General features: G+C 49.5%; 18 protein-coding genes and 2 tRNA genes. 16 read left to right on the top strand and 4 right to left on the bottom strand.

Going from position 1 to position 19,050, the window contains the following annotated elements; genetic code table 11:
- The first annotated feature begins 12 nt into the window (after positions 1 to 12).
- The gene (gene rpsR / locus HMPREF2909_RS02585; RefSeq protein ID WP_071415116.1) at positions 13 to 261 is read left to right on the top strand and encodes a 30S ribosomal protein S18; all 249 of its coding nucleotides are present in this window, start codon (positions 13 to 15) and stop codon (positions 259 to 261) included.
- 18 nt (positions 262 to 279) lie between these two features.
- Positions 280 to 732: a 50S ribosomal protein L9 gene (gene rplI / locus HMPREF2909_RS02580; protein WP_071415115.1), complete on the top strand. Its 453-nt coding sequence runs from the start codon at positions 280 to 282 to the stop codon at positions 730 to 732.
- A 217-nt stretch (positions 733 to 949) separates the two neighbouring features.
- Here the strand turns inward: rplI and HMPREF2909_RS09030 are convergent, their stop codons facing one another.
- A complete protein-coding gene (locus tag HMPREF2909_RS09030) occupies positions 950 to 2,002 on the bottom strand; it encodes a hypothetical protein (protein WP_148130783.1) in 1,053 nt (350 codons plus the stop codon).
- Between the two features lie 107 nt (positions 2,003 to 2,109).
- Here HMPREF2909_RS09030 and HMPREF2909_RS02570 point away from each other — a divergent pair, with 107 nt between their 5' ends.
- The 5 genes from HMPREF2909_RS02570 (at position 2,110) to HMPREF2909_RS02550 (ending at position 5,221) form a co-directional block, all read left to right on the top strand.
- Entirely contained in the window at positions 2,110 to 2,718 is a 609-nt protein-coding gene (locus HMPREF2909_RS02570) for a GyrI-like domain-containing protein (RefSeq protein ID WP_071415113.1), read from the top strand.
- A gap of 66 nt (positions 2,719 to 2,784) precedes the next feature.
- On the top strand, positions 2,785 to 3,276 hold the full coding sequence (locus tag HMPREF2909_RS02565; protein ID WP_071415112.1) for a GtrA family protein: 492 nt from the start codon (positions 2,785 to 2,787) through the stop codon (positions 3,274 to 3,276).
- A gap of 36 nt (positions 3,277 to 3,312) precedes the next feature.
- Complete coding sequence (locus HMPREF2909_RS02560) at positions 3,313 to 3,663, top strand: phenylpyruvate tautomerase MIF-related protein (RefSeq protein ID WP_071415111.1); 351 nt, start codon at positions 3,313 to 3,315, stop codon at positions 3,661 to 3,663.
- 2 nt (positions 3,664 to 3,665) lie between these two features.
- Entirely contained in the window at positions 3,666 to 4,331 is a 666-nt protein-coding gene (locus HMPREF2909_RS02555; RefSeq protein ID WP_021617543.1) for a histidine phosphatase family protein, read from the top strand.
- Between the two features lie 41 nt (positions 4,332 to 4,372).
- On the top strand, positions 4,373 to 5,221 hold the full coding sequence (locus tag HMPREF2909_RS02550) for a hypothetical protein (RefSeq protein ID WP_071415110.1): 849 nt from the start codon (positions 4,373 to 4,375) through the stop codon (positions 5,219 to 5,221).
- Here HMPREF2909_RS02550 and HMPREF2909_RS02545 read toward each other — a convergent pair.
- Positions 5,184 to 5,807 (bottom strand): DUF805 domain-containing protein, encoded by a 624-nt coding sequence (locus tag HMPREF2909_RS02545; protein ID WP_071415109.1) that lies wholly within the window; start codon positions 5,805 to 5,807, stop codon positions 5,184 to 5,186. The genes HMPREF2909_RS02550 and HMPREF2909_RS02545 overlap by 38 nt on opposite strands.
- A gap of 62 nt (positions 5,808 to 5,869) precedes the next feature.
- Positions 5,870 to 6,685: an ABC transporter permease gene (locus HMPREF2909_RS02540; RefSeq protein ID WP_084797218.1), complete on the bottom strand. Its 816-nt coding sequence runs from the start codon at positions 6,683 to 6,685 to the stop codon at positions 5,870 to 5,872.
- A 157-nt stretch (positions 6,686 to 6,842) separates the two neighbouring features.
- On the opposite strand from HMPREF2909_RS02540, the gene gltX reads away from it, so the two are divergent.
- The 4 genes from gltX to HMPREF2909_RS02520 all read left to right on the top strand — a co-directional run bounded on the left by gltX (position 6,843) and on the right by HMPREF2909_RS02520 (position 10,121).
- Positions 6,843 to 8,450 carry a glutamate--tRNA ligase gene (gene gltX, locus HMPREF2909_RS02535; protein WP_246815499.1) on the top strand — a complete coding sequence of 536 codons (1,608 nt, stop codon included), beginning with the start codon at positions 6,843 to 6,845 and terminating at the stop codon, positions 8,448 to 8,450.
- Positions 8,451 to 8,504: 54 nt separating this feature from the next.
- Positions 8,505 to 8,577: transfer RNA gene (locus tag HMPREF2909_RS02530), tRNA-Glu, on the top strand.
- 49 nt (positions 8,578 to 8,626) lie between these two features.
- Positions 8,627 to 8,698, top strand: a tRNA-Gln gene (locus HMPREF2909_RS02525).
- Positions 8,699 to 8,798: 100 nt separating this feature from the next.
- Positions 8,799 to 10,121 (top strand): metallophosphoesterase, encoded by a 1,323-nt coding sequence (locus HMPREF2909_RS02520; RefSeq protein ID WP_049206514.1) that lies wholly within the window; start codon positions 8,799 to 8,801, stop codon positions 10,119 to 10,121.
- Between the two features lie 939 nt (positions 10,122 to 11,060).
- Here the strand turns inward: HMPREF2909_RS02520 and HMPREF2909_RS02515 are convergent.
- Positions 11,061 to 11,837, bottom strand: coding sequence for an IclR family transcriptional regulator (locus tag HMPREF2909_RS02515; RefSeq protein WP_049188030.1), 777 nt, complete (start codon positions 11,835 to 11,837; stop codon positions 11,061 to 11,063).
- A gap of 72 nt (positions 11,838 to 11,909) precedes the next feature.
- Between HMPREF2909_RS02515 and leuC the strand changes: the two genes are divergently transcribed.
- The 5 genes from leuC (at position 11,910) to HMPREF2909_RS02490 (ending at position 19,049) form a co-directional block, all read left to right on the top strand.
- The gene (gene leuC, locus HMPREF2909_RS02510) at positions 11,910 to 13,352 is read left to right on the top strand and encodes a 3-isopropylmalate dehydratase large subunit (protein ID WP_071415108.1); all 1,443 of its coding nucleotides are present in this window, start codon (positions 11,910 to 11,912) and stop codon (positions 13,350 to 13,352) included.
- A gap of 89 nt (positions 13,353 to 13,441) precedes the next feature.
- Positions 13,442 to 14,119: a 3-isopropylmalate dehydratase small subunit gene (gene leuD, locus HMPREF2909_RS02505; protein ID WP_021617553.1), complete on the top strand. Its 678-nt coding sequence runs from the start codon at positions 13,442 to 13,444 to the stop codon at positions 14,117 to 14,119.
- A 1,312-nt stretch (positions 14,120 to 15,431) separates the two neighbouring features.
- A complete protein-coding gene (locus tag HMPREF2909_RS02500; protein ID WP_071415107.1) occupies positions 15,432 to 16,568 on the top strand; it encodes a beta/alpha barrel domain-containing protein in 1,137 nt (378 codons plus the stop codon).
- Positions 16,569 to 16,709: 141 nt separating this feature from the next.
- Positions 16,710 to 18,032: a UDP-N-acetylglucosamine 1-carboxyvinyltransferase gene (murA, locus tag HMPREF2909_RS02495; RefSeq protein ID WP_071415106.1), complete on the top strand. Its 1,323-nt coding sequence runs from the start codon at positions 16,710 to 16,712 to the stop codon at positions 18,030 to 18,032.
- Between the two features lie 78 nt (positions 18,033 to 18,110).
- Positions 18,111 to 19,049 (top strand): lysophospholipid acyltransferase family protein, encoded by a 939-nt coding sequence (locus HMPREF2909_RS02490; RefSeq protein WP_071415105.1) that lies wholly within the window; start codon positions 18,111 to 18,113, stop codon positions 19,047 to 19,049.
- Position 19,050 lies beyond the last annotated feature (1 nt).

The following is a 19,050-nucleotide window of genomic DNA, read 5'->3' as shown; positions in this document are numbered from 1 at the left end:
AAGGAGTGTGATATGTCACGCAAAAGGCCTCAGTCACCAGTAAAGCCTTTCAAGAAGAAGCCAAACCCATTGAAGGCTGCAAAGATTACCGAAATTGATTACAAGGACGTTGCATTGCTGCGCAAGTTCATCTCTGACCGCGGCAAGATTCGCTCCCGTCGTATTACCGGTGTAACCGTACAGGAACAGCGTAAGATCGCACGCGCTATTAAGAACGCACGCGAAATGGCTTTGCTCCCATACGCAACCAACGGTCGCTAAAGAGAGAAGGACAATACCATGGCAAAGAACACTAAGGTTATTCTTCTTGATTCCGTAAACGGTCTCGGTCAGTCCGGTGACGTTGTAGAAGTTTCTGCAGGTTATGCACGTAACTTCCTTCTTCCACAGGGCTACGCTTTCTTGTGGACCAAGCGTGCAGCAGCACAGATCGAGCAGCTTCAGCGTGCTCGCCGTGCACAGGCTCTCGCTTCCCGTGAGGATGCAGTTGCAGCTAAGGAAACCATTGAAGGCTCTGTAGTAGAAATTTCTGCTAAGGTGTCTGAATCCGGTAAGCTCTTCGGTGCAATCTCTGCTCCAGAAGTTGCTAAGGCTCTCAGTGCTAAGGGTAATGCAGTTTCTGCTAAGGCTATTACTGTAGAAAACATTAAGACCACTGGTGATTTCACTGCAACCGTACAGTTGCACCCAGAAATCTCCGCACAGTTCACTGTGAAGGTTGTTGCTGAGTAGGGTTTAGTTTAACTTAGCTTGGCTTGGCTTAGCTGAACTTAGGGCGCTCGCAAGGCTTGATTTTTCAGGCCTGCGGGCGTTTTTTGTTAGAGTATATGTGCGTGAATCGTGAGTGGCTATAGCCAATCACGATTCACGAATATGATTGATGATGGAAGCGCAAGATTTGTTTTGTGAAACGTGTAAATCCATGTCGATCCGCACTACACAATGACTATCAGATAATGCGTTCGTCTTCTGATAACCGTTTAACCGGGTTGGTACGTATTCGGAAATCAGCTTTAACCGTAAGAGCAGCTCTGAGTAATCGATAATATAGACTGTTTGGTCCTAAAAGATCATTCCATGTAACGCGGAAGAACGAATAGCCCAGAGCCTGCAAATCGCTTTGTCGTTTAAGGAACGATTGGCGTGCATCAAGAAATTCTTCCTCTGTTGTTCCCAATTTACCTGCATCATCGAACTCAATGAGAAGGCGGATACTTGGCACAGCGAAATCGGCATAGTAAGTACGGTTATTGGTTGTGATTCGATATTGTGATACATATTCGTTAGCAAATATAGAAGAAACAATGGGCTGTGGAACGGCTTCAGCTAAGGTTTCGCATCCAGCATCTGTATGGGAGAGAACGATTTTTGCGCGATTATATCCTTGCATATATGGGTGTAGTTTCTTTTCTTTATCGAGAGCAGCTAACAAAGATCCCTTAATCTTGATCTCTTTTGCCCTAGATACTTCTGAGTTGTGTCGAGAAAAATTCGACAGAGAGTGCAACATTTGAGAGACAGCTGCCAGTGCTTTGGTTGACGGTCTAGAGACTGCCATCCTTAGGCAAGTGAAGGGAAGCGACTCGACAGGCATACCTTGCACATGTATCGGGTGGCTACCTGCGAACGCATAACTCACTGGGTTGTAGGTCGATACAGGAATGGTGTAGTTGTAAATCTTAATGGAATCAAGACAGCGAGCATTGTGCCGTCCACCTGCGTACCCGCAAACGGGAGGACTGAGATTCCACGGTGCTATGCCGTGAAGGATCATGGAAGACTCGTGTGTGAAATATTCTAGGTGCTTACTTGTGGCATAGATTCCTTGAATACGTGCTAGATTCGCAGATTCCCGTAATAACCAATGGGAAGTATCGGGAGTGAAATGGTCTAATCTCATAACAACAGAACGCATAACGTTCACGCATTTGTAGCGCAGCTTCTTACGGTCGTGTGCTTTGAGGGCAATAATAGGGTTTTCGCTAATATTCATGTAGCTCATATATCGATATTGGCTCAGCAGCAGAGTGTAAACCAAATTGAAATGAACATGTGAACCGATGTGGAAACACGCCCGGATATAGGCAATAGCACAGAAAGATCTCGCCCATGGCCTTCGACTTCAAGAAAAAATACAAAGAACTGTACTCACCAGCCCAGCAGCCCCATATTATCGATGTAGAACCAATAAAGTTTCTAGCGGTGCGCGGTCACGGCAACCCGAACGACGAGAGCGGTGAGTATCAGCAGTCTATTGGTTTGCTGTATCCGCTAATGTACACGATAAAAATGGGGAAGAAAGGTCAGTTCGATTTCGTTGTTCCGCCTCTTGATGGCTTGTGGTGGCAAGAGGGCGTGCGCGGCTATAACCCACAAAGAAAAGATCAGCTCAGTTTTATCTCGATGATTCGCGTGCCAGATTTCGCCACTGAAGACGTGCTCCAGTGGGCAAAAATACAAGTCGAGCACAAAAAGAAGCTCGATACAAGCAAAGCAGAGCTCTTCACATACACAGAAGAGCTGTGTGTGCAAGCCTTGCATATTGGGTCATACGACAGTGAGCCAGAAACCGTCGAAAAGATGCATCAATATGCGCAAACGCAGGGTTGCGCGCTCGACATAACGGATCCGAGACATCATCACGAAATCTATATTGGAGATCCGCGCCGAGCACACTCGGACAAGCTCAAAACAGTCATCTGTCAGCCCATTAAATAAAAAAATTATGTGCAGGCTCAGCAAATTCCCAGCCAACTTTCCAGCGCGCGCGGTTTAATAGACAGAATGAAGAACCTAATCGCTCAAATTGCTAAATTCGGAATTGTTGGTGTAATCGCCGCGGTCATGGATTTCGGTATCCTCAATATTTTGGTGACCACCCTGCACATGAACGCTACAGCTGCAGGAACAATCTCCTTCTGCTTGTCCTTAATCTTTAACTATTTGGCGAGTATGAAGTTCGTCTTTGTTCACCGCGACGATATGGCACGCTGGATGGAAATGGCTATCTTTATTTTCTCGGCAGTGGTGGGTTTGCTTATTAACTTCGCGATTTTGTGGGCAGCCACGGAAGCTCTCCTCCCAGCAGGAGCTCAGCCAGGAGACGCCACTTACGCGCTGTACACCAACGGTGGAAAAATTGTGGCAACAGTTGTTGTAGCCGTATGGAATTTCGTTATTCGCAAGTGGCTGCTCGACGCACCAAAAGACGGGGTTATCGACGAGAATTCCTTCTCGCATAAGCTCGGCGTGTGGTCGCTCAAGTACGGCAAGTAGGAGGAACACAAAAGAACACAGAAAGGCAAGACAATCATGCCAGTAATTCACACTCATGTAAGCGTAGAAACAACACAAAGTCAGCGTGAAGAACTTAAGAGCATTTTCGGCAAAGCTATAACCGCTATTCCTGGCAAGTCAGAAACATGGCTCATGTGCCCATTCGAAGACAATATGCCTATCTATTTTGGCGGCGACGATTCCCAACCAGCTGCATACGTAGAAGTCAACGTTCTGGGTCGCAACCCAATTGCGCGCGAATGCTGGGAAAGCCTTACTGAGCAGATTATGGCAGCGCTCAACGAGGTACTGGGCATCGCTAAAGATCATATTTACATTCGCTACACAGCTACGGCTGACTGGGGCTGGAACGGATTGAACTTCTAATCATGGCAGAGCGCACATACACAACGGTTCATCTCATCCGTCACGGCGAGGTCTATAACCCAGATCATGTGCTCTACGAGCGTCTACCGGGCTTCCATCTCTCGGAGCGCGGTATGCGCATGGCGCACGAAACCGGGCGCTATCTGGCACAAAAATCAGAAACCAAAAATCCGGATGCTATCTTCTCTTCGCCGCTCGACCGCACAATCGACACGGTAACAGCTATCGTCGAGGAGCTCGGCAAGATGCCAGAAACGAACAATATTTACGATGTCGTAACTACCGACGAGCGCATTATTGAGGCGCGCAACGAGTTTCGCGGCAAACGCATCGGTCACGGTGAGGGTGCGCTGTGGAAGAACGGCAACTGGAAGCTGGTGCGCAATTTATGGCGTCCGAGCTGGGGCGAAAGCTATAAGGAGATTGCCGCGCGCGTGCAGGATTTCGTTTTCGAGAAGGTAGACGAGTATCCGGGCGGAAACGTGCTGGCTGTTATGCATGAGTCACCAATTTGGTCGTTCCGCTGCCTTATGGAAAAGGGCCGTTCCGAGCACAACATGCTGTTGCGCAAAACCGCGCTTGCCTCGGTAACGAGCTTTACTTTCGAAGTGGGCACGCACAAACTGGCGAGTATTGAGTACGCAGACCCTGCGGCGGGCGTACAATAAACCGTAGGATATTCGGGAACAACGCTCAACGAGGAGATGCGATGACACAATCAACGCTCACTATTCCAGCGATTCTTCTTAATCAGGCTCATGCGGCGGCTGCGAATTTGGAGGCGCTGTGGCCGCTCACCGACGCGCAGCAGCTCGATAACGACGTGCATTTTGGCGATAACATGCAGGTGCGTCAGACTTTCGAGATTGCGAAACTGCTGCTCGGCGTTGACTCGGACGAGTCCAAAGACCTGACCATTGCGGACGCTGAGTACGTTTTTGAGGGCGCGGAAGATATTCCGGGCCGCAATCAGGTTCTTGTGGATGCTCTGTTGGCCGCGAACGACGCTTTCGAGCAGGCGCACGAAATCCAGGAGACAGGCGATGCGATTGCGATTGTTCAGGCGGCCGCTTGCCTGGCTAACGGAGGCGCTGTATCCGCAGATTTAGGAGCGATTGAAACGCTGCTCGCCGAGGACGACGCTCAGGCTGCCGCAGAGGGCGAGGATGATGACGTTGCGAATCTCGTGCGCGGTTTTAAGTTGGCTGCCGCTATAGCGAAAGCGATTGTAGATGGATCGGACGATCCGGTAAGCGGTCCAGCTTTAATGATTTTGATTGCGAACGAATACCTTGATTCCTGCGATACGCCGCGCACTTTTGCGAAAGCAGATCAGCTGATTTCCGTCTATAACTCGGGCGTAGATGATGCGGCTGCGATTTCGCTCGTAGAGACTGCGGCACAGCACTGGCAGTACCGTCACGACGAGATTTTATGGGATAAGGACGAAGCCAAGCGTTTAGCGAAAGAAGAAGACGAACGCAAGAGCAAGGCTGCGCTCGCCGAAAAGTTCGAGCATATTAAGGACGATCCGAATAAACCGGAAGTGGAGCTGTAGGCGCTGGCGCCACAGGCACTGCAACCGGAATAATCGTGCGCATAATATCGAAGCGCACGCCCTCGTCGACGCTCGGCTTAGCCATAAGCATCACAAAAGCAATCCAGCAGGACACTGAGCCGAGCATCAAAACGATAAACAGGAAGCCAATAACAAAGGCGATAAGCATTGGTTCCGAATTCATTAAGGTCGTGGCAAACAAAGTGATGGCAATAATAAAGCCAATGTAGAGCCCAATCGTGCTAGCACCTAAGAGGCCCCACAGCCATTTGCCTGACAAATTCACGTCATGCATGCGACGAGTTGCTACCGCAAAGAATGGGGTAATAGACGCGATAAACACAATGGTGCTTAAGATGGCAGTAGCAATAGTGAGTGCAGGGAAAATCCAGCTAATAATGCCTAAAGCCTGAGTGACCAGCCAAATCATAAGCAATGGCCACCAAAACTCGCTACGCGAGGCGCGGCCGTTAAACGTGGCGTACTTGGTAAAGAAGCGTTTCGTTGCCTGCAGTGGGTTTGCGCCATAATAGGGTTGATGCTTCGGCGGCTCACCAAAAGCAGGTGAATACGTAATCGTGACCATACAATCAACTCCTTAAGCGGGTTCAAACGCAACTTGTTTTATTGTAAAACAGTGCAGGAAAACTAATCAATCAAATCTTGCGACGGCTCTCCCAACAGAGCGCGCTCGGCAGCAACAATAACGAGCATAAGAACTCCCGTGAGAACAGCAATCGAGAGTGTACACGCCCACACGAGTGGCGCCTGGAAGGAGTTGTACGCGGACTGCAGGAAAATGCCGATACCGTGACGGCTCCCCATATATTCGGCGGTGGCAGCAGTGCCGAGCGTATACGTGCCGGCAATGCGAATGCCGCTAAAAATCTGACGTGCCGCTGTGCGCAACAAAACGTGCCAGAGCGTCCACGAGCGAGTAGCGCCGCAGGTGAGCGCAACATCAGCAAAATACTGCGGAACCGCGTGCAGACCGCGCGAGGTTTGAATCGCAATCGGGAAAGCGCCAAAAACTGCGACAAGAACGATCTTGCCGAGTTCATCGAAACCGAACCACCACAGAACGAACGGCGTAATGGAAATGAGCGGCAAGGTCTGAATCGTGGTGAGAATTGGCATAACCGCCGCATTCGCCAGCTGCCATAAATACAGTGCCACGCCCACAACAATGCCGAGCACAACCGCTAAAGCAAAGCCCCAAGCGGCCTCAGTAATGGTAACGCTGGCATGCATGGTCAGCGTTGACCAGTTCAGCTGGACGGCCTCGAGAATCGCGCTCGGCGATGCGAAAGCGCGCGCAACCGTCGGGCTCGTGTTGGCGCTTAACTGCCAGACAATGCCGAGGAGGAGCACGGTTAAAAGGGTGGGGATAATACGCGAGAAGTGCGTGCTAATACCACGCGTGTTAGCTTGTCGTTTCTGTCGTGCTGGATGTAAGGATGCCATAAAAGCTGTAACCTACCTACTACGTATGAGTTCTGTGTGAGTTTTCTCAGTTTTATGTGCTGCTTTCGCCTCCTGCTGCCACCCGCGGCTTGCACAGCATAAAGTGGCTGTGTCGCGAAAAACACGTTCATACAGCCTCCTACCTACAATAGTCCCTATGACACAAGACACTGAAACAAATGTGAATAATACCGCAGTTGTAGCAAGCGATGCAGCAAGCGGTGCAATAAGCGATACGGCAAGCGATGTAGCAGCAACTTCTAAGCCTGAACTGCCAGAGAACGTGCGCGTGCGTTTCTGCCCATCTCCAACAGGAACTCCTCACGTAGGCATGGTGCGTACCGCTCTGTTTAACTGGGCTGAAGCGCGTCATACCAAGGGTACTTTCGTCTTCCGTATTGAAGACACCGATGCTCAGCGCGATTCGCAGGAATCCTACGAGCAGATTCTCGAAGCCTTGCGTTGGCTTGGTTTGGACTGGGATGAGGGTATCGATGTGGGCGGTCCTCACGGCCCATACCGTCAGAGCCAGCGCGGCGATATTTACAAGGATGTAGCGTCTAAGCTGCTCGAGGCTGGCTATGCGTACGAGTCCTTCTCCACCTCTGAGGAGATTGAAGCGCGTAACTTGGCTGCTGGTCGTCCAGCTGCTTTCGGTTACGACGGCTACGACCGCAACCTCACCGAAGAGCAGAAAGAAGCCTTCCGTGCCGAAGGTCGCAAGCCTGCTATCCGCATTAAGATGCCAGACGAGAACATTAGCTTTAACGATTTGATTCGTGGTGAGATTGAGTTCAAGGCCGGCAGTGTTCCAGATTATGTAATCGTGCGTCCAAATGGTGACCCGCTCTACACGCTCACCAATCCTGTCGACGATGCCATGATGGATATTAACGTTGTTTTGCGCGGTGAAGATCTGCTCAGCTCTACACCTCGTCAGATTGTTTTGTATCGTTACTTGATTGAGTTGGGTATTGCTCAGCAAGTGCCTTTGTTCGGTCATATGCCTTATGTGATGGGCGAGGGAAAGAAGAAGCTGTCCAAGCGCGATCCAGAGTCCAACCTCTTCTTGCATCGCGAGAACGGTTTTATTCGTGAAGGTTTGCTCAACTATTTGGCTGGTTTGGGTTGGTCAATTGCGGCTGATCGAGACGTCTTTACTTTGGACGAAATGATCGACAACTTCGATGTGCGCGATGTGAAGGCTAATCCTGCGCATTTTGATTTGGATAAAGCGATTGCTATTAACGCTGAACACATCCGCATGCTCGAGTCTTCTGATTTCCTGCGCCGCTCGGTGTCTTACCTGTTTAAGGATGGCGTTGTGTCGGCTGATACTTGGGACGGCTTAACCGACCGCGAGCGTCAGATTTTGACCGACTCCGTTGAGCTGGTACAGCCACGTGTGCGCTTGCTCGGCGAAGTTTCGGGGATGGTGGGCAGCTTGCTGTCGACTGAAGAATATATTGAGCCGGAGAAGGATGCTCGTAAGCAGCTGAAAGAATCTGCAGGTGAGGTTCTGGATATGGCTGTGAAAACAATGCAGGATATTCCAGCTGAAGATTTCAAGGCAGAACATGTGCATGAGGTGTTGACTCAGGTACTCGTTGAAGACGCTGGTATTAAGCCTCGCTTGGCATTCGGACCAGTGCGTGTTGCTGTGTCTGGTCGCCGCGTATCTCCTCCTCTTTTCGAGTCTATGGAGATTCTCGGAAAAGACCTGAGCATTGCGCGACTCGCCGAGTTGCGTAAGCATTTGGATTAGTGTATTGTAAGTATCCGTTGCGTTGGCAGTAGTCAAAAGTAACGGATAACTTAAGCCCCCATCGTCTAGCGGTCTAGGACGTCGCCCTCTCACGGCGGTAACATGGGTTCAAATCCCATTGGGGGTACGAAGTGCCTTCCATGTTGCACATTGTGCACATTCAAGACACGCCATATTGGGATATGGTGTAATTGGCAACACAGCTGATTCTGGTTCAGCCGTTCTTGGTTCGAGTCCAGGTATCCCAGCGATTAAATCTCTCAGTCAGGTGACTTGAGAGATTTTTTGTTTCTCAGGCAAAACGTAAGCTGCCTGCCGTATGCTTAATTCATGGGTAGTGAGGGTCATATGCAGAAACACACGCAGAAAAAAACGCAAACATCGCACAATGACGGCGAGCAGTCTGAATCAAACGCAATCTCAGCGTCAACGTCTGTATCCGCGCGTTTAGGACAGCTTCAGTTTCATGCGTCCGGTAAGTTTCGCATCTTACAGATAAGCGATATTCAAGACGGTCCAAAAGTATCGAAAGATACCGTCAAACTTATTGCTGCGTCTTGCGATGCGTCTCGTCCTGATCTTGTTATCTTTACAGGTAATCAAATCGCGGGCTATGATGCCGCGTATTCTCCAACTTTTATCAAGCGCCGCTGGCTTGACCGCGCAGCCGAGCCGAACTCTGCAGAAAAAGAGCGAACCCGTCAAATCGTTCGTGGAACTTTAACGCAGTTCTTGCAACCGCTTGTTGATCGTCGTATTCCTTTTGCCGTAACTTTCGGTAATCATGATTTTCAGTGCGGTTTGAGCCTCGAGGAGCTTACAGATATTTACCGCGAATTTTCGGGCTGTATTAATCCTTCTCTTCGTGCTGACGAAGAGAAGGAGCCGTCGTTACTTGAAAATCAGCAAGTGCTTAACTCAGGTGAAGCGGGAACTTTTGCGCTACCTGTGCGAGATGAATATAACAGCAGCAATCTTTTAGGCATAACTATTATTAATTCAGGCGATTATGCGCGTGAAGGCGGTTACGCTCAGCCGAGCGTGCGTGCTATGCAATTTTTGAAGCATGCAGTACGTCAGATGAATGTGCGTGCTATAGCGTTCCAGCACATGCCAGTACAGAAGTACTATGATTTACTACACTCGGTACCAGCAACGACGGTTAACGCTATTCAGGGATATCGCGCTTTCGAAAACCATAGCTATGTGCTTGATGAGAAACGAACACTACCAGGAAGTTATTTGGGTGAGGGGATTAGCTGTCCGGATAAAGACAGTGGGGAATTCCGTTTCTTGCAAGAGCATAACTATTTTGCGCTGTCTGCTGCGCATGATCACCGCAACGCTTTGGCGGGTGTGGTTGATGGTTTGCTGTTAACGAGCACGCCGACCGCAGGATTTAGTACTTACGGACCAAACCCTGAAAAGCGCGCGACGCGATTATTCGAGTTCGATGTGCGGCATCCTTTTGAACCGCGCACGCAGCTGTTGGAATTTGGTGATTTAGTGGGCAAGCCATCGGGTAATAAGGCGTATGCATTGGCGAGCACATATATGCCAAATAATACGGGAGAAGCCATTAATTTACTGCGTAAACCAAAGGTGTTGGCGAGCGTTGCCGCTGTTGTGGCGGGGATTGTGTCGCTGATGACTTTTAGGAGGAAGAAGTAGGGTAGGGCTTGGGCTGCCGGGCTGTGGGCTGTGGACGGCTAGTTGCAGGGCGGTGGGCGTTGAGCGCTCACAATCTACACGCTGACTCAACCTATAAACCCCTGCTAAGTCCGATGAACTGTTATGTCTCATGGGATTTTAGGGGGTGGTGGAGTTGCAGGTGCATGGCTTGTAGCTGTTTCGTGCAATCGGGCTTTACACCGTGTTCAATTCGAGGGGCTTTTACTCTCTCGCATTCTGCTTAACCGATTCGTACACCTGTTATGCCAGTTTTGATACGCAAAAATGGGTTCACACGTGGCATATCGGTTGCGCGTATCGACTTCACGCATGAACGCGGGTTTCAATCACTCTTAAAAGGCATGCTAGCAACTTTCACGCACTTGTAACCTACACACCCCGCTAAGTCCGAAAAACCAGTTTGCTGTATTATTCATCGTTGTGATTAGCTATGAATGATACAGCCCAATAGGCTTCTACTTTCGCGTGGTAAAAGCTTTACCACGTAACGCTAACTGGTAGGTACGAACGATACAGCACGCTCTAAATCGTATACCGTCGAGCTTATCTGCGCTCGGTAAAACTTTTCCAAGACTGATTTGAAGTGCGGACAGCTTTAACGCGGAACGTTATCGATAGCTGTAAGTGGTTCGCCATATGGATAAGAAACACGTCGATTTGATGGGCTTACATGTAAGTATTTGATGGGCGCAGGAGCTTGTCCAACCGTGTGAGGCTCAAGAACTAAGAGTTAACTGCCAAAAATCTCTCAAGTCCTCAAGCCGTGTGTTAGGAATTGCTTAAGTCCCTACCTGCTTCAAAAATCACCATATCACACAAAAAGCGGTGTGAGGGATATTCTCAACCTCACACCGCAGGCATATTCTATTTTGCTCTATTTACTGCTCCATTTACCTGAACATGTAAAAATATTATAAGTTATACTGATTTCGCGCGCGACATCGCTTCGCTGAGGTAACGACCGGCTTTCATAACCAGCGGAGCGTAGTGGCGTCCAGGCGAAATACCCATACGGTCAACTGGACCCGAAATAGAAATCGCAGCAATCACATGTCCAGCAGCGTTGCGAATCGGAGCGGAGACAGAACAAACGCCCTTTTCTCGCTCGTTGATCGACTCGCTCCATCCGCGCCTACGCACAGTGTTCAAAGTCTGCGCAGTGAACTGAGCGTGCCGCAGCCCTTGATGCATGTGTTCATTATCTTCCCACGCAAGCAAAATATGAGCGGCAGATCCAGCTTCCATCGACAGCATAGCCCCCACTGGAATCGAATCACGCAATCCACTTGTGCGCTCCACAGCCGCAATGCACACGCGCTGATCGCCCTGACGTCGGTAAATCTGCGCCGATTCCCCAGTGCGCTCTAGCAAAGTCTGCAAAATTGGCTCAGCAGAAGCAAGCAAACGGTCTTCACCAGCGGCGGTTGCCAACTCTGCGAAACGGGAGCCCACTGTAAAACGCCCTTGCTGGTCTCGAGAAATAAAACGATGGCGTTCCAACGCAATGGCCAAGCGGTGTGTAGTTGGTCGAGCTAAACCAGTGGCATTCACCAACTGAGCAAGCGAGCATGGCTCTTTCTCGAGCGTGTCGAGAATCAGAGCAGCTTTGTCGAGAACACCCACGCCAGACTTTACAATTTCAGGCTTTGCAGGGCCACTGTTCGTATTGTGGATACTGATTTGCTCGTTCGTCATATAAGTATTATGGCATCTCAATATGTGACATGCAAACACGGACAATCCCACCGTGTCGCGCACAATAGTTACATGGGAAAAACGATGGCAGAAAAAGTGTGGCAAGACCACCTCGTTCGCACAGGCGAAGATGGTGCTCCTGACCTCATTTATATTGATTTACAGCTGATGCATGAAGTAACAAGTCCTCAGGCATTTGAAGGTTTGCGCCTAGCTGGTCGCCAGCTGCGTCACACCGAGTTGACTCTTGCCACCGAGGATCACAATACTCCAACTTTTAATATCGACAAGGTCTCTCCAGACGAAACAAGCGCTAAGCAGATTTCCACGCTGGAAGCCAACTGTAAGGAATTTGGCGTGCGTCTGCATCCTCTTGGCGATGCTGACCAAGGTATTGTGCATGCAATGGGTCCACAGCTGGGCGTTACCCAGCCAGGCATGACCATTGTGTGCGGCGATTCGCACACCTCCACGCACGGTGCTTTTGGCGCTCTTGCTTTCGGTATTGGTACGTCTGAAGTAGAGCATGTTATGGCTACGCAGACTTTGAGTTTGAAGCCATTTAAGACCATGGCTATTAATGTGGAAGGCGAACTCCCGCCAGACGTAACCTCTAAAGACATTATTCTCGCGATTATTGCCAAAATTGGTATTGGCGGCGGCCAGGGCTACGTCTTTGAATATCGCGGTGAAGCCATCCGCAAGCTGTCTATGGAAGCGCGCATGACCATCTGCAATATGTCTATTGAAGGTGGCGCTCGTGCGGGCATGATTGCTCCTGACGAAACAACTTTCGAATACCTCAAGGGACGTCCACATGCGCCTAAGGGCGAGATGTGGGATAAAGCAGTTGAATACTGGAAGTCTCTCGTAACCGATGATGACGCTGTTTTCGATAAGGAAATTACCCTTCGCGCCGATGAGCTGTCTCCATTCGTTACATGGGGAACGAACCCGGGACAGGGCATTCCGCTCAACGATCCCGTTCCATCTCCAGAAGATTTCGCTAACCCCACCGATAAGGCTGCGGCTGAATCCGCTCTGCAATACATGGGACTCGAAGCTGGCACTCCAATGCGCGACATTGCAGTAGATACTGTTTTCATCGGTTCATGCACGAATGGGCGCATCGAAGATCTGCGTGCTGCTGCCGCAATCATGAAGGGACGTCATAAGGCTGAGAACCTTCACCGCGTGCTCGTTGTTCCAGCTTCCTCGCGCACACGTCTGCAGGCAGAAAAAGAAGGTCTCGATAAGATTTTCCTTGACTTTGGTGCTGAATGGCGTAATGCTGGATGTTCCATGTGCTTAGGTATGAATCAAGATCAAATGGTTGCGCATGAGCGAGCAGTATCTACCTCCAACCGCAACTTTGAAGGACGTCAGGGTAAGGGAAGCCGCACTCACTTGGCTTCTCCTCTCGTTGCTGCAGCTACGGCTGTGCGCGGAACTATTAGCTCTCCAAGTGATTTGGAACCGCTGAATGACGCACAAAATATAGCAGCAATAGCCTAGGCGCAGGCTCTAAAACTGAAAGGTTTTAAAACTAAAGCTTTGCGGGCTACAAGTTTTACTGACGGACAACAAGTAAGGGATTTCAAGACATGGAAAAGCTGACTGTTTTTACAGGAACAGGCGTGCCGCTGAAACGTTCAAGCGTGGATACTGACCAGATTATTCCTGCAGTATTTTTGAAGCGCGTTACCCGTACGGGATTTGAGGACGCTCTGTTCTACGCATGGCGTCGCGATCCGAACTTTATTTTGAACCAGGAATCTTACCGTAACGGCTCGGTTCTCGTTACCGGGCCTGACTTTGGTATTGGTTCTTCGCGTGAACATGCTGTTTGGGCTTTGCATGACTACGGTTTCCGCGTAGTCATTGCTCCTCGTTTCGCGGATATTTTCTACGGGAATACGGCAAAAAATGGCGTACTCGCTGCTTTGATGCCTATGGAATCAATTGAACTGCTGTGGAAGCTCTTGGAAGAAGAGCCAGGACTGTCGATTACTGTGAACTTAGATGAGCGCACGGTAACCTGTGCAGATGTTACGCTTCCGTTTGAAGTTGATGATTACGTGCGTTGGCGTCTGATGAACGGTTACGACGATATTGATTTGACTCTTCAGCACGAAGACGATATTGAGGCGTATGAAAAGATGCGTGCTGTAAAGTATCCGTTTAAGCCAAAGACCATTCCTGCTTTTACCACGGCAACCGAAAAGGTTTCGTCTGCTCCTGAAGTAGTCGTGCCATGGGATGGACCGCTTTCAGATAGATAACTTCGGCTCTGCATAGGTTTTCTGGGATTTCACGTGCTCGTGCAGACAACGGCGTCTCGCCCTACACGTGATAACTCAATATGACTTGCCACAAGCAAGAAGTGGTTGGCTGTGCTCATCACAAGTGAGTGCAGCCGCTTTGTTTTTGATGGTGAGTGGGGGGGGGGGATTCCTCGTGAGCGTTTTATTGTTGGTTTTGACAGTACATGGAGGTGTGCCGTTTCGCCTTTACTAAGAATGCTTTGAAGGTTCTGACTATTGTGAGTTATGACGCGTTGATGAACTGCGTCCCGATTTTTGGACTGGGGAATTTATGTCTAAGGAACGGGAGGATTTTTATTGGTGGCAACGCAGGGGGCTTGATTGCGTCGTGGTGATGACGGGTGACGTGCTTGTGTGCACTATACGACAGATGTGACCGTTGGCACGTGTGTTCATACCTCAGTTCTGCTAATCGGCATGTGATGAGGCAAGACACGTTGAACGCTCCTTGTCTCATCACGCGATTGAGGCTCATTATTGCCCATTTTCGTATAGCTTAGGGCATGTCGAACGTGCCTTGTGAGGGTATCAGGGCTTTTGTGTAGATGGTGGGTTGCCCTATGGTGAGCTATTTTGGTTCATCGCACAGTTGATTAAAAAAGGTTAGCTGGTATGCTGTGCACACCATAACCTTTCGTTGTTCTCGTGTAGCACATACAACTATAAGAGGTATTGCTCTTATTTACGTGTGCTGCATGGCAACACACTGCTCCCAGTGATGCTGCGTTGAACGTGTCATGTTTGGGAACAGAAAAACAGGCAATAATCAGGCTCAAATGTGTTCCCAGTGAAGCCGTGTTCAACACGTCATGTCTGGGAACATACGAATTCGAATATACCACAGAAGAACCTCGCTCATCAAGTGGCACCTCACAGGTATGACTTACCGAAAGACCATGTCACTTACACTAAGTTACATAATCAAGCCCTGCTCCAGCGAGCCAAATCCAACAAAAACCACATACACACAAAACCTGACACGTCCTGCCTTGTCTCACGACAGGCAGAACCCTCACAGCAAGCGTAGTCAACCAACCAGCACTAAACAAACAAGGCCAATCCCAGAGGTGAATAAAATCAGCGTAGTGAACCCCACCACTTACACAAAAACCCGAACACCCTCCATCTTCACCCGCAGTTCTCAACAATCACCACCTTTCCCATAAAATCATGCATATCGCTACACTTAAGAGATAAGTGCAGTGGCATGCAAAAAGATACGTAACTTTTGCATAAAAAACCAAAGCGCGAGGTCTGCGATAGGAGAACAATGGAAGCAACGCCTTTTTACGATGTAAATCTCACGTATGAAGACAACTATGAACGCGGACCATTTGGTGACTTCGCTGGCGAGGCGTTAAACAAACTCGAGACGCAAGCCATCCAAACCACTCAAGAGCAGAGCCGCGAGCTTTTTGATTTCTTTGGTCAACCAGTATTCTCACCTTTCGGCATTCCGGCAGGCCCTCTGCTCAACGAGCACTTTACCACCGCGGCTTTGCGCGCTGGATTTGATATTGCTACCTATAAAACAGTGCGTTCTCGCGCGTGGGGATGCAATCCTTTCCCAAACGTGCTGTCTGTACACCCAACAAGCGCAGATGGAACTCTTACTCCGAACTCTGAAGAAACGCAAAACGGTTTGCTTGCCGACACAAACTTTGGTGAACCAAGCAGTATTTCTATTTCCAATTCTTTTGGCGTGCCAAGCCAAGATCCTGATGTGTGGCAGCCAGATATGCAGCGCGCAATCCACAACGCCCACAACGCACAAGTGCTACTGGCCAGTTTCCAAGGCTCACGCACCCCAGAGATGAACGAAGATCAGTACATTGCCGATCACGTCACTACAGCCAAGTTAGTCCTAGAAACAGGCGCTCGCCTCTTAGAAATGAATACAAGTTGCCCAAACGAGGGGCATGGTCGCCTGCTGTGCCATAACGCGGAACTGGTAGGGCGCATAACGGAAGCGGTCAAGAACGAAATTGGCGATATTCCGCTGATCATTAAGCTGGCATTTATGCCTAACGATGAAAGCGTAGAAACAATGCTTCAGCACACGGCAGCTCGCGGGACGGTTCAGGGTTTTGCCGCCATCAACACGATTTCTGCGAAACTGGTAGATAAGAACGGCAATCAGGCTCTGCCAGGCGAAGGGCGAGAAACCTCGGGAGTGTGTGGGGCAGCGATTAAATCTGCAGGATTAGAGATGGTTGAGCGCGTGCGTCGCGTACAGCATAATCTGGGAATATCGGATGATACTTTCCATGTTATTGGCGTAGGTGGTGTTACCTCGGCAGCTGATTACTTAAGTTACCGTAACAGCGGAGCCAGCGCGGTTATGTGTGCAACGGGAGCTATGTGGAACGCTCGTTTGGGCTTGGATGTTCGAGCAACCGGACGCTAAGTAACAAAAACAAGCGAACCAAACGCAACAAGCTGTTCGCTCAGAACGTGTATTCACACCTCGCGCACAATAGGTATGACACACTAGAATAAGTAAGACTACTTTGAAGACTTTCAAAGACCGTAAAGAGAAAGCATAAAAATGACACGCGAAGACGATGTATTGCATGTTGTAGGCGGTAAGCCTCTCGGCGGTGAAATTAAAGTGCGTGGCGCAAAAAATCTTGTGTCCAAGGCAATGGTCGCCGCTTTGTTAGCTCCAGGTATGTCGGTGCTGAAGAATGTGCCGGAAATTCGCGATGTGCAAGTGGTATCCGACTTGCTGCGTTTGCATGGTGTAGACACCACTGTCGATGGTAAGAAGGGTATTGTAACCATTGATGCTTCGCATGTGGAGATGCCAGCTGTATCCGATGTAGAAACACTGTCTGGTTCTTCGCGCATTCCAATTTTGTTCTCTGGTCCGCTCCTGCATCGTTTAGGCGAGGCTTTTATTCCTAGTTTGGGTGGCTGCCGTATTGGAGATCGTCCGATTGATTATCACTTGGAAACCTTGCGCAAGCTTGGCGCTGAGGTAGATAAAGAGCATGAAGACGGCATTCATATTACTGCTCCGCACGGTTTGAAGGGTACGAAGATTCATTTGCCGTACCCTTCTGTAGGTGCAACAGAGCAGACTCTTCTTGCTGCTGTGCTCGCTGAGGGCAAGACTGAGCTGTCGGGCGCTGCTATTGAGCCAGAAATTATGGATTTGATTGCTATTTTGCAGAAGATGGGTGCCATTATTTCTGTTGATGTCGATCGCACTATTCGCATCGAAGGCGTCAAGCAGCTTAAGGGCTATACGCATACTGCTTTGACTGACCGTATTGAAGCTGCTTCTTGGGCAGCTGCTGCGCTGGCTACGCGCGGAGATATTTTCGTTAAGGGTGCTACTCAGCCAGAAATGATGACTTTCTTGAATGTTTACCGCAAGATTGGTGGCGAGTTTAACGTTACTGATGAGGGCATTCGCTTCTGGCATCCAGGTGGAGATTTGAAGCCAGTTGCTATTGAAACGGATGTTCATCCAGGATTTATGACTGACTGGCAGCAGCCTTTGGTAGTCGCTTTAACGCAGGCGAAAGGCTTGTCGATTGTGCACGAAACTGTGTACGAGAACCGTTTCGGCTTTACTGAGCCTTTGGTGAAGATGGGCGCAACCGTTCAGTTATACCGTGAATGCTTGGGTTCTTTGCCATGCCGTTTTGAGCAGCACAACTTTGAGCATTCTGCTGTTATTTTCGGTCAGACTCCTTTGGAAGGTCGAGATATTGATGTTCCTGATTTGCGTGGCGGCTTCTCGCATTTGATTGCTGCTTTAACTGCAACAGGCGAATCAAATGTTCGCGGTATTTCTCTGATTGACCGCGGATACGCTGATTTCCGAGGCAAACTTACTGCTTTAGGAGCAGACTTTAACTAAAATATTTGCGTTAACGCTCAGTGAGTCGTATCAGGCTTACTGAGCGTTTATGTTGCCCTCCAGTATAGAATAGAGCCTATGGTATCTCGCGGAAAACCAAGTCCAGGAAAAACTGTGCCAGCTTTGAGCAATGCTCAAGTACGTAAACTCGCACAGAAACATCATCTCAGCGACCCTTTTACATACTTACCAACCGGTGTTCAGCGTAAAAATAATGATGCAGAAATAGCTTCTCAGCAGCCTAAAAAAGCCAAGCGTCTGCTCGATATGATTTCGTGGGTAGCGCATACCCGCATGAAAGCGTATTCCTGGGGGCTCGAAAATGTTCCTGAAGAAGGCGTTTTTATTACCGCAGCAACGCATGTTACGCAGTTCGATGTTTTCGTGCCTATGTGCGGTCTGTTCCATCAAGGACGTCGTCCGCGCTATATGGCTAAAGCGGAAATGGCGAACTGGCCAATCATCGGTAACTGGTTCAAAACAGTGGGCATGCAGCCAGTGCCACGTCGCAGTGGCAAGGCAGAAGCTATTATCCACGAATCTGTGCGCATCCTAACCGAGGATAACCGTCCTCTCAGTATTTGGCCAGAAGGTACGGTTACGCGCGACCCTCAAAAATGGCCGATGAGTCTTAAATCCGGTCTCGCTGTTATTGCTCTCGAAGCCTCGCGCAAACTCGGACATCAAATCCCTCTGTTTGTTTCAGTAACGTGGGGAGCAGCCAGTATTAATCATGTGTTCCCGTGGCCGCGCAAAAACGTTGTTATGGCATACGATACAGCTCTCGACTATGCGGACTTACTTAAGGGTAGCGAAAACTGGGGTGAGTACGGAGCACCGCAGTCAGCAATAGACGAGCTGACCGAGCGTGTAGCTAACCGCATGGAAGAGCTGATGGAAGAAATCCGCGGCGAAGAACGACCAACTTGGGGACGCTGGGATTTCCGCTCGATGAGCCGTAAACCGCGACCATCGCAAATAGATAAGCATAACGATAATCAGGAAGTAGAGGAGTAAG

The organism is Alloscardovia sp. HMSC034E08 (assembly GCF_001813415.1).
In the GTDB taxonomy this organism is placed as follows: domain Bacteria; phylum Actinomycetota; class Actinomycetes; order Actinomycetales; family Bifidobacteriaceae; genus Alloscardovia; species Alloscardovia omnicolens.
Note: the sequence above shows the minus strand (reverse complement) of the source record. Positions and strands in the feature narration are given on the sequence as shown.

What these genes read in the sequence shown, in the direction of transcription:
- rpsR (WP_071415116.1), top strand. Translation starts at nt 13, where the DNA reads ATGTCACGCAAAAGGCCTCAGTCACCAGTAAAGCCTTTCAAGAAGAAG.
- rplI (WP_071415115.1), top strand. Translation starts at nt 280, where the DNA reads ATGGCAAAGAACACTAAGGTTATTCTTCTTGATTCCGTAAACGGTCTC.
- HMPREF2909_RS09030 (WP_148130783.1), bottom strand. Translation starts at nt 2,002, where the DNA reads ATGAGCTACATGAATATTAGCGAAAACCCTATTATTGCCCTCAAAGCA.
- HMPREF2909_RS02570 (WP_071415113.1), top strand. Translation starts at nt 2,110, where the DNA reads ATGGCCTTCGACTTCAAGAAAAAATACAAAGAACTGTACTCACCAGCC.
- HMPREF2909_RS02565 (WP_071415112.1), top strand. Translation starts at nt 2,785, where the DNA reads ATGAAGAACCTAATCGCTCAAATTGCTAAATTCGGAATTGTTGGTGTA.
- HMPREF2909_RS02560 (WP_071415111.1), top strand. Translation starts at nt 3,313, where the DNA reads ATGCCAGTAATTCACACTCATGTAAGCGTAGAAACAACACAAAGTCAG.
- HMPREF2909_RS02555 (WP_021617543.1), top strand. Translation starts at nt 3,666, where the DNA reads ATGGCAGAGCGCACATACACAACGGTTCATCTCATCCGTCACGGCGAG.
- HMPREF2909_RS02550 (WP_071415110.1), top strand. Translation starts at nt 4,373, where the DNA reads ATGACACAATCAACGCTCACTATTCCAGCGATTCTTCTTAATCAGGCT.
- HMPREF2909_RS02545 (WP_071415109.1), bottom strand. Translation starts at nt 5,807, where the DNA reads ATGGTCACGATTACGTATTCACCTGCTTTTGGTGAGCCGCCGAAGCAT.
- HMPREF2909_RS02540 (WP_084797218.1), bottom strand. Translation starts at nt 6,685, where the DNA reads ATGGCATCCTTACATCCAGCACGACAGAAACGACAAGCTAACACGCGT.
- gltX (WP_246815499.1), top strand. Translation starts at nt 6,843, where the DNA reads ATGACACAAGACACTGAAACAAATGTGAATAATACCGCAGTTGTAGCA.
- HMPREF2909_RS02520 (WP_049206514.1), top strand. Translation starts at nt 8,799, where the DNA reads ATGCAGAAACACACGCAGAAAAAAACGCAAACATCGCACAATGACGGC.
- HMPREF2909_RS02515 (WP_049188030.1), bottom strand. Translation starts at nt 11,837, where the DNA reads ATGACGAACGAGCAAATCAGTATCCACAATACGAACAGTGGCCCTGCA.
- leuC (WP_071415108.1), top strand. Translation starts at nt 11,910, where the DNA reads ATGGGAAAAACGATGGCAGAAAAAGTGTGGCAAGACCACCTCGTTCGC.
- leuD (WP_021617553.1), top strand. Translation starts at nt 13,442, where the DNA reads ATGGAAAAGCTGACTGTTTTTACAGGAACAGGCGTGCCGCTGAAACGT.
- HMPREF2909_RS02500 (WP_071415107.1), top strand. Translation starts at nt 15,432, where the DNA reads ATGGAAGCAACGCCTTTTTACGATGTAAATCTCACGTATGAAGACAAC.
- murA (WP_071415106.1), top strand. Translation starts at nt 16,710, where the DNA reads ATGACACGCGAAGACGATGTATTGCATGTTGTAGGCGGTAAGCCTCTC.
- HMPREF2909_RS02490 (WP_071415105.1), top strand. Translation starts at nt 18,111, where the DNA reads ATGGTATCTCGCGGAAAACCAAGTCCAGGAAAAACTGTGCCAGCTTTG.